Origin of the sequence: Duganella sp. sic0402, assembly GCF_019219065.1 — a bacterium.
Taxonomy (GTDB): domain Bacteria; phylum Pseudomonadota; class Gammaproteobacteria; order Burkholderiales; family Burkholderiaceae_D; genus Rugamonas.
In genome coordinates this window covers 55,690-70,745 of sequence record NZ_JAHUWK010000009.1, presented here as the reverse complement: position 1 = coordinate 70,745, position 15,056 = coordinate 55,690, and the positions used below count along the sequence as shown (strand labels likewise).

General features: G+C 62.8%; 11 protein-coding genes and 2 tRNA genes. 6 read left to right on the top strand and 7 right to left on the bottom strand.

The genetic code is table 11. The features are described from left to right. The first annotated feature begins 31 nt into the window (after positions 1–31). From KW842_RS20150 to ahpF, 3 genes are all read left to right on the top strand, one after another. Complete coding sequence (locus tag KW842_RS20150; RefSeq protein ID WP_373925215.1) at positions 32–2,845, top strand: EAL domain-containing protein; 2,814 nt, start codon at positions 32–34, stop codon at positions 2,843–2,845. An 86-nt stretch (positions 2,846–2,931) separates the two neighbouring features. Beyond that, positions 2,932–3,495 (top strand): alkyl hydroperoxide reductase subunit C, encoded by a 564-nt coding sequence (gene ahpC, locus KW842_RS20145; protein ID WP_218305910.1) that lies wholly within the window; start codon positions 2,932–2,934, stop codon positions 3,493–3,495. Between the two features lie 107 nt (positions 3,496–3,602). Then, positions 3,603–5,201, top strand: a complete 1,599-nt coding sequence (gene ahpF / locus KW842_RS20140; RefSeq protein WP_218305909.1) for an alkyl hydroperoxide reductase subunit F — start codon at positions 3,603–3,605, stop codon at positions 5,199–5,201. A 196-nt stretch (positions 5,202–5,397) separates the two neighbouring features. Here the strand turns inward: ahpF and KW842_RS20135 are convergent, their stop codons facing one another. Together KW842_RS20135 and KW842_RS20130 are read right to left on the bottom strand one after the other, a co-directional pair. After that, positions 5,398–6,525, bottom strand: a complete 1,128-nt coding sequence (locus KW842_RS20135; RefSeq protein ID WP_218305908.1) for an AI-2E family transporter — start codon at positions 6,523–6,525, stop codon at positions 5,398–5,400. Then, a complete protein-coding gene (locus tag KW842_RS20130) occupies positions 6,522–7,001 on the bottom strand; it encodes a cyclic nucleotide-binding domain-containing protein (RefSeq protein ID WP_218305907.1) in 480 nt (159 codons plus the stop codon). The genes KW842_RS20135 and KW842_RS20130 overlap by 4 nt, the downstream gene beginning before the upstream one ends. Positions 7,002–7,151: 150 nt before the next feature. Here KW842_RS20130 and KW842_RS20125 point away from each other — a divergent pair, with 150 nt between their 5' ends. Together KW842_RS20125 and KW842_RS20120 are read left to right on the top strand one after the other, a co-directional pair. After that, positions 7,152–9,539, top strand: coding sequence for a TonB-dependent siderophore receptor (locus tag KW842_RS20125; RefSeq protein ID WP_218305906.1), 2,388 nt, complete (start codon positions 7,152–7,154; stop codon positions 9,537–9,539). Then, positions 9,536–10,837, top strand: a complete 1,302-nt coding sequence (locus tag KW842_RS20120) for an aminotransferase class V-fold PLP-dependent enzyme (RefSeq protein ID WP_218305905.1) — start codon at positions 9,536–9,538, stop codon at positions 10,835–10,837. Before KW842_RS20125 ends, KW842_RS20120 begins: the two co-directional genes overlap by 4 nt. Here KW842_RS20120 and KW842_RS20115 read toward each other — a convergent pair. The 4 genes from KW842_RS20115 to KW842_RS20100 all read right to left on the bottom strand — a co-directional run bounded on the left by KW842_RS20115 (position 10,834) and on the right by KW842_RS20100 (position 12,793). Further along, positions 10,834–11,439: an ATP-binding cassette domain-containing protein gene (locus KW842_RS20115; RefSeq protein WP_218305904.1), complete on the bottom strand. Its 606-nt coding sequence runs from the start codon at positions 11,437–11,439 to the stop codon at positions 10,834–10,836. The genes KW842_RS20120 and KW842_RS20115 overlap by 4 nt on opposite strands. After that, complete coding sequence (locus KW842_RS20110) at positions 11,430–12,539, bottom strand: hypothetical protein (protein WP_218305903.1); 1,110 nt, start codon at positions 12,537–12,539, stop codon at positions 11,430–11,432. The genes KW842_RS20115 and KW842_RS20110 overlap by 10 nt, the downstream gene beginning before the upstream one ends. 78 nt (positions 12,540–12,617) lie before the next feature. Further along, a tRNA-Asp gene (locus KW842_RS20105) sits at positions 12,618–12,694 on the bottom strand. 23 nt (positions 12,695–12,717) lie between these two features. Further along, positions 12,718–12,793 (bottom strand) — tRNA-Val (locus tag KW842_RS20100). Between the two features lie 111 nt (positions 12,794–12,904). Here KW842_RS20100 and KW842_RS20095 point away from each other — a divergent pair. Then, positions 12,905–14,167 carry an MFS transporter gene (locus KW842_RS20095; RefSeq protein ID WP_218305902.1) on the top strand — a complete coding sequence of 421 codons (1,263 nt, stop codon included), beginning with the start codon at positions 12,905–12,907 and terminating at the stop codon, positions 14,165–14,167. Here KW842_RS20095 and KW842_RS20090 read toward each other — a convergent pair. Further along, the gene (locus KW842_RS20090) at positions 14,164–15,003 is read right to left on the bottom strand and encodes an ABC transporter substrate-binding protein (protein ID WP_218305901.1); all 840 of its coding nucleotides are present in this window, start codon (positions 15,001–15,003) and stop codon (positions 14,164–14,166) included. The two genes, KW842_RS20095 and KW842_RS20090, sit on opposite strands and share 4 nt — an antisense overlap. Between the last annotated feature and the right edge of the window lie 53 nt (positions 15,004–15,056).

Sequence of the window (15,056 nt, the reverse complement as noted above, 5' to 3'; positions counted from 1 at the left end):
TAGCGCCAGTGCTTATCGCTTCGGGATAACCGTGCCATTTCGCTTCTGCGTTCTCGCCCGCCTTCGCCTCCGCCTGTGCGTCGCCGCCTGCCTGCTGGCTGCGGCGCCGGCTATGGCGCTGGAAAAAATCACGTTGCAGCTCAAGCATGTCCACCAGTTCCAGTTCGCCGGCTACTACGCCGCGCAGGAACTCGGCTATTACCGCGAGGCCGGGCTGGAAGTGCGCATCCTCGAAGGGGCGGACGGCAATGCGCCGGAGCGCGATGTCATCGCCGGCAAGGCCGAGTACGGCACCGGCAGCAGCAGCCTGCTATTGGCGCGCATGGCCGGCAAGCCGGTGGTGGTGCTGGGGGTGATCTTCCAGCATTCGCCATATGCGCTGGCGATGCGCCAGACCGGCGCCGATCCCGATATCCGTCGCCTGGCCGGCAAGCGCGCGATGATCGGCTCGCTGACCGACGACCTGGGCAACGCCGACGAGCTGCTGGCCTACCTGGCCAAGGAAGGCGTGCCGACCAACGGTTTCCAGCGCGTTGAGCACAGCTTCAATCCGCAAGACCTGATCAGCGGCAAAGTGGATGCGATGGCGATCTACAGCACCAACGAGCCGGACACCTTCGACCGGCTCGGCTTTCCCTATGATATCTACAGTCCGCGCGCGGTTGGCATCGATTTCTACGGCGACAACCTGTTCACCAGCGAGCGCGAACTGGCCAGCCATCCGGCGCGGGTGCGCGCCTTCCGCGCCGCCAGCATGCGCGGCTGGCAGTGGGCGATGAGCCACCAGGAGCAGATGGCCGACATCATCCTCAGCAAATATTCGCGCCGCAGCGACCGCCAGCACCTGCTGTACGAGGCGCGCCAGATGGTGCCGCTGGTGCAGCCGGTGCTGGTGGAAATCGGCTATATGAATCCGGACCGCTGGCAGCATATCGCCGATGTTTATGCCGGCCTGGGCATGCTGCCCAAGGGCGCCAGCTTCGACGGCTTTATGTACCGGCTCGACAGCGGCCACACCAGCCTGGCCTGGCTGTACCGCGCGCTGGGCGGCGTGGCCTTGCTGCTGGTGCTGGGCGCGGCCATCCACTTCAGCCGACTGGCGCACGAACGCAAGCGGGCGCTGGAAACTATCCGCACCGGCGAGCAGCGCTTCCGCACCATGTTCGAGGCGGCGCCGCTGGGCATCGCGCTGATCGATTCGGTCAGCCATGAATACCGCGACATCAATCCGCGCTACCAGGAAATCCTCGGCCGCTCGCAGCACGAGTTGCGCGCGCTGCGCTGGCTGGAAGTCGGCCATCCGGACGATATCGTGCAGATCAAGGCGCAGATGGCCTTGCTGAATGCGCGGCAGATCAGCAGCTTCAAGGCGCTCAGCCGGCTGTTCAGGCCGGATGGCGGCGTGGTGTGGATCGATGTCTCGGTCAACGCTATCGAGGCCGAGGCCGGCAGCCATCCGCACCACTTGTGCATGATCGAGGATGTCACCGCCAAGAAGCAAAGTGAGCAGCTGATCTGGCAGCAGGCCAATTTCGATGCGCTGACCCAGCTGCCCAACCGCCGCATGTTCCTCGACCGGCTGGCGCACGACCTGCTGAAAAGCCAGCGCGACAAGTCGCACCTGGCGATCCTGTTCATCGACCTCGACCACTTCAAGGAAGTCAACGACACGCTGGGCCACCACCAGGGCGACGTGCTGCTAGTGGACGCCGCGCGCCGCATCAGCGCCTGCGTGCGCAAGTCGGACACGGTGGCGCGGCTGGGCGGCGACGAGTTCACCGTCATCCTGTGCGAACTGGAAACGCCGGACCATGTCGAGCGCATCGCCCAGGACATTCTCAGCAGCCTGCTGCAGCCGTTCGCGCTGGGGCAGGAGCAGGCTTTCGTCTCGGCCAGCATCGGCATCACGCTGTACCCGGACGACGCACTCGACATCGACGACCTGCTGAAACACGCCGACCAGGCCATGTACGCCGCCAAGGGCGCCGGACGCAACCGCTACAGCTATTTCACGCCGGCCTTGCAGGTGGCGGCGCTGAGCCGCATGCGGCTGACCAATGATTTGCGCGGCGCGCTGAAGGGCCAGCAGTTCGAGCTGTACTTCCAGCCCATTGTGCACCTGGCCAGCGGCGCTATCCACAAGGCCGAGGCGCTGATACGCTGGAACCATCCGCAGCGCGGCCTGGTCAGCCCGCTGGAATTCATCCCGCTGGCTGAGGCGAGCGGCCTGATCATCGATATCGGCGAGTGGGTATTTCACGAATCAGCGCGCTGGGTGCAGCGCTGGCGCCAGTCGCACGATGCGGATTTCCAGATCAGCCTGAACCAGTCGCCGCTGGAATTCCAGCGCGAGGGTAATGGCTATCAGGGCTGGCTGCAGCACCTGCAATCGCTGGCGCTGCCCGGCCAGTCGCTGGTGGTGGAAATCACCGAAGGACTGCTGCTGGACGCCAGCAGCGCGGTCAGCAACCGCCTGCTGCAATTGCGCGACGCCGGCATCCAGGTGGCGCTGGACGACTTCGGCACCGGCTACTCCTCGCTGTCCTACCTGAAGAAATTCGATATCGATTACCTGAAAATCGACCGCTCCTTCACCCGCAACCTGGCACCGGACTCCAGCGATATGGCGCTGTCCGAGGCGATCATCGTCATGGCACACAAGCTGGAATTGAAGGTGATCGCCGAAGGCGTGGAAACGCCGGAGCAGCGCGCACTACTGGCCGCCGCCGGCTGCGACTACGGCCAGGGTTATCTTTTTGCCAGGCCCATGCCGGCGGCGCAATTCGATGCCTTCCTGCGCGATAATGCTATGCCGTTTGCTGCGCCGATAGTTAAACCTAATTGAAACTATTGGAACAATCAATTTTGCAAATGGATTAAAAAGCCTTAAACTGGCGTCTCAATGATTCACAACCCAACGAGGAAACCACAATGTCCCTGATCAACACCCAAATCAAACCATTCAAGGCCACCGCATACCACGCAGGTAAATTCATCGACGTGAGCGACGAGACCCTGAAAGGCAAGTGGTCCGTTCTGATGTTCTACCCAGCCGACTTCACCTTCGTTTGCCCAACCGAACTGGAAGACCTGGCCGAGCAGCAACCTGAATTCGCCAAACTGGGCGTGGAAGTCTACGGCGTGTCGACCGACACCCACTTCGCGCACAAAGCATGGCACGACACCTCGGACGCGATCAAGAAAGTGAACTACCCGCTGATCGGCGACCCAACCGGCACCCTGTCGCGTAACTTCGAAGTGATGATCGAAGAAGAAGGCCTGGCACTGCGCGGCACCTTCGTGATCAATCCAGAAGGCCAGATCAAAGTGCTGGAAGTGCACGACAACGGCATCGGCCGCGACGCAAGCGAACTGCTGCGCAAAGTCAAAGCAGCTAAATACGTTGCCGAGCACCCAGGCCAAGTGTGCCCAGCTAAATGGACCGAGGGTGCAGCTACCCTGACCCCATCGCTGGACCTGGTTGGCAAGATCTAAGCCCGGCTTAGCTTGAACAACAAAGCAGCAAACAAGTAGTTACCGCGATGCCGGACCGGGCGTCCGGCCCGGCATACGCCTAAATATTTGTGTAAAGGAAGAAAATCATGTTGGACGCTACCCTCAAAACCCAGTTGAAAGCCTACCTGGAAAAAGTGGTTCACCCACTGGAGCTGGTCGCTTCTCTCGATGACAGCGCCAAGGCCCGTGAGATGAAAGAACTGCTCCTCGAAATCAGCGAGTTGAGCGACAAGATCACGCTGGTCGAGCGCAGCGAAGCTGGCGTACGTGCACCGTCGTTCAGCATCAACCGTGCAGGCACCGATATCGCCGTGCGTTTCGCCGCGATTCCGATGGGCCACGAATTCACCTCGCTGGTGCTGGCGCTGCTGCAAGTCGGCGGCCACACCATCAAATTTGACGAAGCCGTGATCGAGCAAATCCGCAACCTGGATGGCGATTACGAATTCGAAACCTTCATGTCGCTGACCTGCCATAACTGCCCGGACGTGGTGCAGGCGCTGAACGCCATGTCGGTGATTAACCCACGCATCAAAGTGACCACCATCGACGGCGGCCTGTTCGCCAAGGAAGTCGAAGAGCGCCAGATTCTGGCCGTGCCGATGATGTTCCTGAACGGCCAGCATTTCGGCCAGGGCCGCACCTCGGTCGAGGAAATCCTCGCCAAGCTGGACACCAATGCCGGCGTGCGCCAGGCTGCGGAACTGAGCAAGAAAGAAGTGTTCGATGTGCTGGTGGTTGGCGGTGGCCCTGCCGGCGCGGCTGCGGCGATCTACGCTGCCCGCAAAGGCATCCGCACCGGTGTGCTGGCCGAGCGTTTCGGCGGCCAGGTGCTGGACACCCTGGCGATCGAGAACTTCATTTCGGTGAAAGAGACCGAAGGGCCGAAGTTTGCCGTCGCACTGGAACAGCACGTCAAGGAATACGACGTTGATATCATGAACACCCAGCGTGCCAGCAAGCTGGTGCAGGCTGGCAAAGTGGTGGAAATCCAGACCGCCTCCGGCGCGGTGCTGAAAGCCAAGTCGGTGATCCTGGCGACCGGCGCCCGCTGGCGCGAGATCAACGTGCCGGGCGAAAAGGAATACCGTAACCACGGCGTGGCTTACTGCCCGCACTGCGATGGTCCGCTGTTCAAGGGCAAGCGCGTGTCGGTGATCGGCGGCGGCAACTCTGGCGTGGAAGCGGCGATCGACCTGGCTGGCCTGGTCAAGCATGTGACCTTGATCGAGTTCGGCGCGGAACTGCGTGCTGACGCGGTGCTGCAACGCAAGCTGCGCAGCCTGCCGAATGTCACCGTGATCACCTCGGCGCAAACCACCGAGATCCACGGCGACGGCAAGATCGTCAACGGCTTGAGCTACACCGACCGCAACACCAATGTGTCGCACAAGGTCGAGCTGGAAGGCGTGTTCGTGCAGATCGGCCTGGTACCGAACACCGAGTGGCTGAAAGGCACGGTTGCCCTGTCGCGCCACGGCGAGATCGAAGTGGACGCGCGTGGCCAGACTTCGCTGCCGGGTGTGTTTGCTGCCGGCGACGTCACCACGGTGCCGTACAAGCAGATCATCATCGCCACCGGCGAAGGCGCAAAGGCCGCCCTGTCAGCCTTCGATCACCTGATCCGCTCGGATGACGAGGAAGTGGTGGAAGAGTCGGCCGAAAAGCAGGCATTAACCGCGTAATAAAACAAAAACGGGAGCCTCGGCTCCCGTTTTACTTTTGCAGCACGCCGGCATCCCGGCCGAACTGGCCGAGCACGGTATCCAGCCCTTGAAAACCGAACAGCAGCGCGGCGATCACCAGTATCGTCACAAAGTTCACCATCAGATTCCCGCCCACCTCCGCCGCCGCTCGCCACCGCGCACGTTTGATGCAGGTCTAGGACGTCAGGTCGTAGCTGGCTTGCTTGGTGCGCAGTTGCATGGCGTTGCGGTGGCGGGCGCGCAGGCGTGGGTCGGTGATGAGACGGCCTAGTGTTTCGCCGATCACCATCACCACGCCCAGCAATGGTAGTACCAGCATCAGTCCCGCCACGCCCGCCACCGATCCTCCGATGAAGATCATCAGCACGGTGATCAAAGGATGGATGTGCAGACTGCGCCCCAGCGTCAACGGCATGAAGACGAAATCATCCAGCAGCCGCACGCAAATGAATACGCCGATCGCCAGATACGCCACCGAGGGATTCGACGGCGCATCGGTCGACGCCACCATCACCACCAGCATGCAGCCGACGATGGAGCCGACATACGGTACCCACGCCAGCACCGCCGCGATCAGCCCCAGCGTCAGCGGCGACGATACGCCTATCGCCCACAGGCCCAGCGCCAGCACGGCGGTATCCAGTATGGTCAAACGAATGAGGCCGCGGAAGTAGCGGTGCGCCGTCTGGTCAACCTCATGCAGCAGGCACAGCGTGCGCTCGAAGAAAGCATTCGGCACCGCGCGCGCCAAAAATTTTTTGAAGCGCAGGCCGTCGCGTAAAAAGAAGAAGGTCAGGAACGGCGCCAGCAGCAGCGACGGCAGCCAGGCCGCCGCCGACACCAGGATGTCGGTCAGGTGAGATTGAAGATAGGCACCGGTGAAGTCGCTCATGCGCTGGTTGACGGTGTCCGCCAATTGCACTTGGCGCAGCAGCGGAAATTGTTCTTCGAGCGTCAGCAGCGTATGCCGCACAAACTCCAGCCCGCCGGCCAGATAGATGCCCAGCATGTCTTGCCAGGATGTGTCTGGCGTGGTTTTCCAGAAGATCACCATCAGCACCGCCAGCGCGACCAGTATCAGGAACAACGCACCGACCAGCATGGTGGCGGCGTTCTGGCTGAAACCCATGCGTGTCAGCCTTTGCATGGGCGGTTGCAGGATGTAGTACAGCACAATGCCGAGAAGGAAGGGGATCGCCAGGAACAGCGTCTGTTGTAGCAGGAACAGCAGCACGCAGGTGGCGGCGATGATGCCGCTCCATACCACCGGCCCGCCACGCTGTTGGGTCGGCAGCAGATTCATAGCGCCTCGACTTGCGGCTTGCCGGCCATCCAGTCGCGCAGGCGGCCGCCGATGTGGCGCGCCAGTGCCAGCGCGATCTTGTAGCCGATGACGGGATCGGTTTCCATCAGACCCATGAAGTCGGCGCGGAAGAAGACCGCCAGTTCGCAATTGTCCAGTGCGCGCGTTTGCGCGTTGCGCGGCGCATTGTCCAGCAAAGCCAGGTCGCCAAAGAAGGCGCCGGCCGACAGTTCTGCCACCACCTCGCGGCCAGCACTATGCTGGCGGCTGATGATCACGCGGCCAGACATCACCAGGTACAGCGCCTGGCCTTCCTCACCTTCGTCAAAGATGATTTCCTCGGCCAGATAGCGGCGCTCGTGCATCAGGCCATCGACGATTTTCAGTTCAAGCGGCGTCAGCGATGCGAACAGCGCCGATTCTTTCAGGCGTAACAGGCGCGGCGATAGTGCTGGTGACTTGAACAGGCCGAACATGGAACCGCGCTCCTGAAAAAATAAATAAGACGACAACGGCGATTGTCGCATATCAGCGGCATCTTAGTAACTTGCAAAGTCATACCCATGAAATACTGCGCCAGTAAGCTACCGCTCGCCACTTCCACCACAACCACACGAGTAGCGAATATGAAACGTAGCCAAATCGCCAGCGCAGCCGCGCTGCTGTGCGCCTGCCAGGCGCTGAGCATCGCCCACGCCCAAAATACCAGCGCCGCCGCAGCGGTCAGCGCCGACGCGCAGCAATCGGTGATCGTCACCGGCACCCGCGCCAGCAACCGCACCCAGTTCGACACGCTGGCGCCGGTGGACGTGTTCACCCGCGAAGAAATCGGCGCGGTCGAATCGTCCGACCTGAATGATGTGCTGGCGCAGCTGGTGCCATCGTATGTGGTGCAGCGTTTGCCGATGGCCGACGGCCAGGTATTTGTGCGCCCAGCCACGCTGCGTGGCCTGTCGCCGGACCAGACGCTGGTGCTGGTCAACGGCCGCCGCTTCCACCGCAGTGCGCTGCTCGGCGCGCGCGGTGCCCAGGCGCCCGACCTGGCGCAGATTCCGACCAGCGCCATCAAGCGCATCGAAGTGCTGCGCGACGGCGCTTCGGCGCAGTATGGTTCGGACGCCATTGCCGGCGTCATCAACATCATTCTGGATGACAGCCTGGGCGGAGAGATCAGCGCCCAGCACGGCCAGTACAGCGAAGGCGACGGCAAGGCCAACGAGCTGCGCGCCAAATACGGCTTCATGCTGGGCGAGAATGCCCGCGTCACGCTGTTTGCCGAAGCGGCACAGTCCGATCCGACCTCGCGCACCCGCCAGCGTCCTGACGCGATCGCCTTCCAGGCAGCACACCCTGAATTGAAAGTGCCGAACCCGGTACAGCGCTGGGGCCAGCCGGACCTGGAAAGCCAGCGCGCCGGCTTCAACGCCAACTGGGATCTGGGTGGCGACACGGTGGCCTACAGCTACGGCCTGTTCGCGCATAGCGACGGCACCTCGGACTTCAACTGGCGTAATCCAGACACCAGTACCTCGGTCTACAAGCTGACCACCGTGTTCCCCGGCTGGGATGTGCGTAGCGTATTCCCGCTCGGCTTCAGCCCGCAGTACACCAACAAGCAGAATGACATGCAGCTGATGGCTGGCTTACGCGGCCAGTTCAATGATGCGCTGAGCTGGGATGTCAGCGCCTCCTATGGCCGCAACGCCATCGACTATGGCCTGCACAATTCGATCAACGCCTCGCTGGGCCCGAACAGCCCGACTTTCTTCAACCTGGGCCGTCTGACCCAGGAAGAGAAACTGGTCAACGCCAACTTCAGCTACGCGTGGAATGTGGCCGGACTGTCGCAGCCGATTAACGTCGCTTTTGGCGCGGAATACCGTAACGAGAGCTACGCAGTGAAGGCCGGCGATCCGGCTTCCTACGCGGTCGGTCCGGGCGCTTCGGCCGGCCTGGACGCCAATTCCAACGGCGCGCCGGGCTTCAGCGATATCCAGGCTGGCAAGTGGGATCAGGATAGCTATGCCGCTTATGCCGACATCGAAGTCCCGCTGAGCAAGCAGGCATCGATCGGCGCGGCAGTACGCTATGAAGATTTCTCCGAGTTCGGCAACACCGTCAACGGCAAGCTGTCGGCACGTTTTGAAGTAACGCCGGACTTCGCGCTGCGCGGTTCCTATTCGACCGGCTTCCGCGCACCAACGCCGGGCCAGCTGAACACCAATAGCACCAGCCAGGGCCTGGATACCAAGACGCTGCTGGTGTTCACCACCGGCCGCCTGGCCAACAAGGACCCGCTGGCGGTGGCGCTGGGCGCCAAGCCGCTGCAACCGGAAAAATCCAAGAACCTGTCGCTGGGCCTGACCTGGAAGAGCAGCGCAGGCTTCTCTGGTTCGGTCGATATGTACCAGATCAAGCTAAGCGACCGTTTCAGCACCTCGGCCTCGTTCGCGGTGCCGGCTGGTATGCCTAACCCGCTGCGCTATACCTCGGTGACTTACTTCACCAATGACTTCGACACCACCACCAAGGGCGTTGATGTGGTCGGCAGCTACCTGAGCCGTCTCGGCGCCGGCAAGCTGAATCTGACGGCTGCCTACAACCACAACGAAACCAAGATCGATGGCGGCAAGTCCAGCATCGTCACCAACGAGAGCCAGCGGGTGGTGTTTGAAGAGCGCCTGCCGCGTCAGAAGGCCACCTTCAGCGCCGCTTACGACCAGGGTGCGTGGAATGCACTGGCGCGCGTGCGTTACTACGGCGGCTGGACCGACAGCACCGGCAACGCCACCGGCGATATTTTCCAGCGCTTTGGCGCGATGCGTTTCCTCGATCTGGCCGCCAGCGTCAAGCTGGGCGAGAAGCAGTCGCTGCGCTTTGGCGTCGACAATGTACTCAACAAGTATCCGGATGAAGCGGTGTTCCAGGCCAGCCGCGGCCTGATCTACTCGCGCAACGCGCCTTACGACACCGACGGCCGCAACCTGTATCTCGAATATACGGTGAAGTTTTGAGCGCAGCGGATCCGCAACGCCGCACCTGGCTGAAGGCCGGCGCGCTGCTGCCGCTGGCGCCTTCGGTGGCGCTGGCAGCGTCCGCGTCCACGCTGCCGGCCATGCCGGCACGTCCGGCTGGCACGCCGCAGGAAGTCGCGGCGGACGAATCATACTGGCGGCAAATCGCCGCGCAATACGACATCACCAATGAAGTCACCATGCTGGACAACGCCTTCTGGGGCTCGATGTCGCGCCCGGTGCTGGCGGCGTATGAGCGGCATGTGGCCGAGGTCAATCGCGGCAACTCTTACTACGGCCGCACGACGTTTCCGCCCGCCTACCATGCGGCCCGCCGCCGCGCCGCGCAGTCGCTGGGCGTGGCGGAAGACGAGATCGTGTTCACGCGCGGCGCCACCGAAGCATTGCAAATCCTGATCAGCGGCTATAACCAGCTGAAGCCGGGCGATGTGGTGCTGTGCGCCGACATCGACTACGACAATATGATCACCACGCTGCACTGGCTGAAGCAGCGGCGCGGTGTTGAAGTGGTATCGATTGCGATGCCGGAGCCGGCCACTTATCAAGCCGTGATCGATTGCTATGCGCAGGCGATGGCGCGCTATCCGAAGCTGAAGATGATGCTGCTAACGCACGTCAACCACCGCAATGGCATGGTGCTGCCGGTGGCCGAGATCAGCCGCATGGCGCGCGAGCGCGGCATAGACGCCATTGTCGATACCGCGCACGGTTTTGGCCAGCTGGATATGCGCATCCCCGATTTGCAGGCTGACTTTGCCGGCATCAATCTGCACAAGTGGATCGGTGCACCGATAGGCGTGGGCGCGATCTACATCCGCCGTGGCCGGGTGCAGGACATCGATCCCTACATGGGCGAGAAAGATCGCGGCGATATCCGCACGCGGGTGCACACCGGCACCATCAACTTTGCCGCTTACCTGGCCTTGCCGCTGGCGCTGGACCTGCACGAACAGATAGGCGTGGCGTACAAGCAGGCGCGGCTGGCACGGCTGCGCAAGCGCTGGCTGGACGCGGTGCGCGATCTGCCCAGGCTGGAACTGCTGGCGTCGGACGATCCGCGCCTGAGCAGCGCGATTGCCTCGTTCCGCCTGCGTGGCCGTGGCGCGATGGCGGATAACGTCGTGCTGGCGCGCCGGCTGTTAAAGGAGCATGGTGTGTTCACCGTCGAACGCGATGGATTGGCGGCTGGCGCCTGTGTGCGTGCGACGCCATCGATCTTCACCATGGAAGCCGAGGTCGACCGGCTGAGCGCCGCGCTGCGCAGCGTGGCGGCCTAAAGTTGCACGCTGCCTGTCAGCGGTAGTTGCGGATCGAGATGGCTGGTCAGCAGGATCACCTGGCGCGCCAGCCGCGCCGGTGCGGACAGCTGCTGGCGCAGGTAGGCGACCGCATCCACATCGAGTCCGTTGAAAGGCTCGTCAATCAGCAGCAGGCGCACCGGCAGCGACAGGGCCAGCGCCAGCTGCATCTTCTTGTGCTGGCCCAGCGATAGCGTGGTCACCGGCTGGTCCAGCGCTGGTGTCAGGTGAAAGGCGGCCAGCTCGCGGTTGAGCGCATCCACCTCGGCGCCGGTGTACAGCGACATATGCATGTCCAGCACTTCGCGCACGGTCAGCCACGGCAGTTGCGGCGTATCGCCGCCGCAGTAGTAGCAGTGCAGACGGTAGGCCAGCGGCTGGGCGTGGACTTCGATGTCGTCCAGCCAGATGTGGCCGGCATGCGGCGTCAGCGCGCCGCCAGCCAGTTTCAGCAGTGTGGTTTTGCCGGCGCCGTTGTCGCCACGCAGCCAGGTGACGCCGGCGCCCAGCGTCAGGCTGTATTGCCGGAACAGCGGGCGGCTGGCGTATTCAAAGTCGAGCTGGTCGATTCTTAATTCCATAATTCGCTTCCGATGGCAGTCAGGATAATGATGGCGCCGATAATCAAACCGACGCGGCCGCGCGTGCTGAGCTGGCGCAGCGTAATCAGCGCTATCTGGGCCAGCGCCACAAAGCACAGCCAGACCAGGGCCACGGTGTGGCTGTAGCCTGGCGCGTCGCGACCCAGCGTCAGCAGCGCGAACCAGCCCACCACACAGGCGGCGGGCAACAGCGTGAACAGCATGGCCAGGCGGTACAGCGTGGCGGCGTTCAGCGGCCAACTGGCGGCGATGGGCCGCAGCAGGCTGATTTGCTCGGCCACTGCCTTGTCGCCGCGATCCGTCAGCAGCATGGTCAGCAGCGCGGCGCAGGCGGCCCATAGCGCTGGCGGGATCATCGGCGGACGCCACAGCCAGACGGCAATGCTGAATAGCGCGCCGGCCAGCAGCAAGCTTTGCTGGACGCCAACCGGGTTTTCAGCGCGCCAGAAGGGCAGCCAGAACAGCTGTCGCCAGAAATATGCCAGCCGGCGGATTTGCGGCGCATCGGCGGCCGGCGCGCGCGGTGACGGCAGATAGACGGTGGGCGCGGGACGGCTGCGGCCGGGCTTGCGCGCTGCGGGAATGCGCGAGCGCCGCGCCAGCGTCAGGGTAGACAGCAGCCAGGCCAGCAACGCGAGCGTCAGCAGCAGCGCCTGTGGCGCAACCGGTCTCAGCCAGTCCGGCCATTGATATAGCCAGATGGCGGTGGAGACGGAATAGGCCAGGCTGAGCGGGCCGACGATCATGCCGGCGACAGCCGCGTCGGCCAGCCAGCGGTCGCGCGCTGGCACAGGCAAGGGCCTGGTCCATAACAGCACCGCTGCCGGGTGCAAGCGCTTGCGCAGCAGCCATACCGGCGCGCTGGCCAGTATGGTCTGGCCGGCAAACAATCCCAGCGCTTCCGGCCATGGCTGGGTGGCGGCGAGCAGTCCCGGCAAGGCGATACAGGCGAGCAATCCCAGTATCACCGGCGCAAAGGCCAGCAGTATGTATTCAAACGAACTTTGCAGGCTGGTGGCAAATTGCAGCAGCGCGTGCTGCGCCAGCCGGAGCCGAAAGCGTTGATAGGAGGTTTTCATTGCCAGGCAGCATATATGAAAATACTGAGGCGGAAATGAAAAAGGCCCGATGCGAACATCGGGCCTTCTTCGGAATATTGGCGGAGCGGACGGGGCTCGAACCCGCGACCCCCGGCGTGACAGGCCGGTATTCTAACCAACTGAACTACCGCTCCAATTCGTTCTGCATAAGTTTTACTGGTGGGTGCTGAGAGGCTCGAACTCCCGACCTACGCCTTGTAAGGGCGCCGCTCTACCAACTGAGCTAAGCACCCAGAAAACTTATCAGCGTTTGTCACAACTGCTGAACGAGGCCGTATTCTATAGGAGGCGGATTCAGTTCCGCAAGAGGTTTTGTAAATTATTTAGAAAATTGTTTTCCAACCATGACTGATAACCTTGATAACTTGTACAAACGCGTCAGCTGGCGGCTGATGCCTTTCCTGTTCCTGTGCTTTGTGGCGGCCTACCTGGACCGGGTCAATGTCGGCTTCGCCAAATTGCAGATGCAGGCCGACTTGCAGTTCAGCGACGCCGTGTATGGCGCCGGCGCCGGGATCTTTTTCATCGGCTACTTTATTTTCGAGGTGCCATCGAATCTGTTGATGACGCGTGTCGGCGCGCGCCGCTGGATCGCCCGCATCATGATCAGCTGGGGGCTGATCTCGGCGGCGCTGATGTTCACCAACGGCGCCCTTGGTTTCTATGTGCTGCGCTTCCTGCTGGGGGTGGCCGAGGCTGGCTTCTTCCCCGGCATCATCCTGTACCTGACCTACTGGTATCCGGCGCGGCGGCGTGCGCGCATGGTGGCGCTGTTCATGAGCGGCGTGGCGGTGGCTGGCGTGATCGGCGGTCCGCTATCGGGCTGGATCATGAAGAGCTTCGCTGGCGTGTATGGGTGGAATGGCTGGCAATGGCTGTTCCTGCTGGAGGGCTTGCCGTCGGTGGCGATAGGCGTATGGACCTTGTTCTACCTGGATGACGGCATCCGCAGCGCGCGCTGGCTCAGCGAGGCGGACAAACAGCTGCTGGAACGTGACATCGCCGCCGATGTACGCCAGCATCAGCACCTACCGCTGGCGCAGGTTTTCCGCAGCGGTAAAGTGTGGCTGCTGGCGCTGGTGTACTTCCTGTGCGTGATGGGTTTGTATGGCGTCAGCTTCTGGCTGCCGCAGCTGATCAAAAACAGCGGCGTCAGCGATGTGTTCGATATCGGCCTGCTGTCGGCGGTGCCGTATTGCGTGGCGGCAGTGACCATGGTGCTGGCGGCGCGCCATTCCGACCGCAGCGGCGAGCGTCGCTGGCATATCGCGGTGGCGGCGCTGGCCGGCGCGCTGGGCCTGCTGCTGGCCACGCTATACAGCGATAACACCGTGATCGCGCTGGCGGCGCTGAGTGTCGCCACGGCGGGCATCCTCAGCACTTTTCCGATTTTCTGGAGCCTGCCGACCGCCATGCTGGGCGGCGCGGCGGCGGCGGCCGGGATTGCGATGATCAACTCAATCGGCAACCTGGCCGGTTTTGTCGCGCCCTACCTGGTGGGGGCGATCCGCGACGCCACCTATAGTACCGCCGCCGGCATGGCGCTGATTGCTGCCAGCCTGCTGGCCGGCGCGGTGCTGGTGGTGAGTGCGGTCAGGCTGCGCTAGCGCGGTGGCGGCAGCGCGTCGAGGATGTCGCGCGTGCCGTCGTGGAACAGCCGCTGGGCGATGTCGGCGCCGAGGTAGCGTTCGTAGAATCTCTGCATGGTCCCGTCGAGCACGATCGAGCGCAGCGCGTCCGCATAGCGCTGCACTGTTTCCGGCGGTACTTGCCTGGACACATACAGTCCCACCATCGCGCGCGGCGATTCGGTCACCGTGACCGCGCGCATGCGGGCGCTCATGCCGAAGCGGCGCTGGTTCAGCAGGTGAATGGTGGGTGGCGCGAACGTGCCGTCGGCGCGTCCCGCCTGGATCTTGCGGAACACCACGCCGTAATCGTTGACGTATTCCAGCCGCCCCTGCTGTTGCAGCCGGTCCAGCTGCGCCTGCGCTTCCGGCGTGTAGGAGACACCACGGGTGATGTTCAGGCGTGCATTGCTGCGCTCGACGAACTCGGCCAGGCTACGGAAATTGCCGGCATGCTGGTTCAGCAGCACCAGCTCAAAATGGGTATAGGTGTAGGGCAACCAGGTGCCGTAGCGGTCGCGTTCGGCGGTGCGCAGCGAGGCGCCGGTCATCGCCAGTTCCTTGCTGAAGAATTGCGCGTACAGGCGGCTGCGCGGATACCAGCGGATATGCAGCGGACAGCCGCTGCGCTTTTCGATCTCTTCCAGCACATCGACATTGCTGCCACGGATGGTGGTGCCGTCCAGATAGGATGAGTAGCCCAGGTCGCTGACGCCGACCGTGACCGGCGCGCACGCGGGCTGGCGTTCTGTCGCTTGCGCAACCGCAAGCGACAGCCACGATGCCAGCAAGATGGTGGTCAGACGCAGGCTCATGCAGCCAGTGTACACCCGGACCTTGCGCGATGGCGGCTTTCCATGGATACTGT

What these genes read in the sequence shown, in the direction of transcription:
- ahpC (WP_218305910.1), top strand. Translation starts at nt 2,932, where the DNA reads ATGTCCCTGATCAACACCCAAATCAAACCATTCAAGGCCACCGCATAC.
- KW842_RS20135 (WP_218305908.1), bottom strand. Translation starts at nt 6,525, where the DNA reads ATGAATCTGCTGCCGACCCAACAGCGTGGCGGGCCGGTGGTATGGAGC.
- KW842_RS20090 (WP_218305901.1), bottom strand. Translation starts at nt 15,003, where the DNA reads ATGAGCCTGCGTCTGACCACCATCTTGCTGGCATCGTGGCTGTCGCTT.
- ahpF (WP_218305909.1), top strand. Translation starts at nt 3,603, where the DNA reads ATGTTGGACGCTACCCTCAAAACCCAGTTGAAAGCCTACCTGGAAAAA.
- KW842_RS20115 (WP_218305904.1), bottom strand. Translation starts at nt 11,439, where the DNA reads ATGGAATTAAGAATCGACCAGCTCGACTTTGAATACGCCAGCCGCCCG.
- KW842_RS20130 (WP_218305907.1), bottom strand. Translation starts at nt 7,001, where the DNA reads ATGTTCGGCCTGTTCAAGTCACCAGCACTATCGCCGCGCCTGTTACGC.
- KW842_RS20125 (WP_218305906.1), top strand. Translation starts at nt 7,152, where the DNA reads ATGAAACGTAGCCAAATCGCCAGCGCAGCCGCGCTGCTGTGCGCCTGC.
- KW842_RS20095 (WP_218305902.1), top strand. Translation starts at nt 12,905, where the DNA reads ATGACTGATAACCTTGATAACTTGTACAAACGCGTCAGCTGGCGGCTG.
- KW842_RS20110 (WP_218305903.1), bottom strand. Translation starts at nt 12,539, where the DNA reads ATGAAAACCTCCTATCAACGCTTTCGGCTCCGGCTGGCGCAGCACGCG.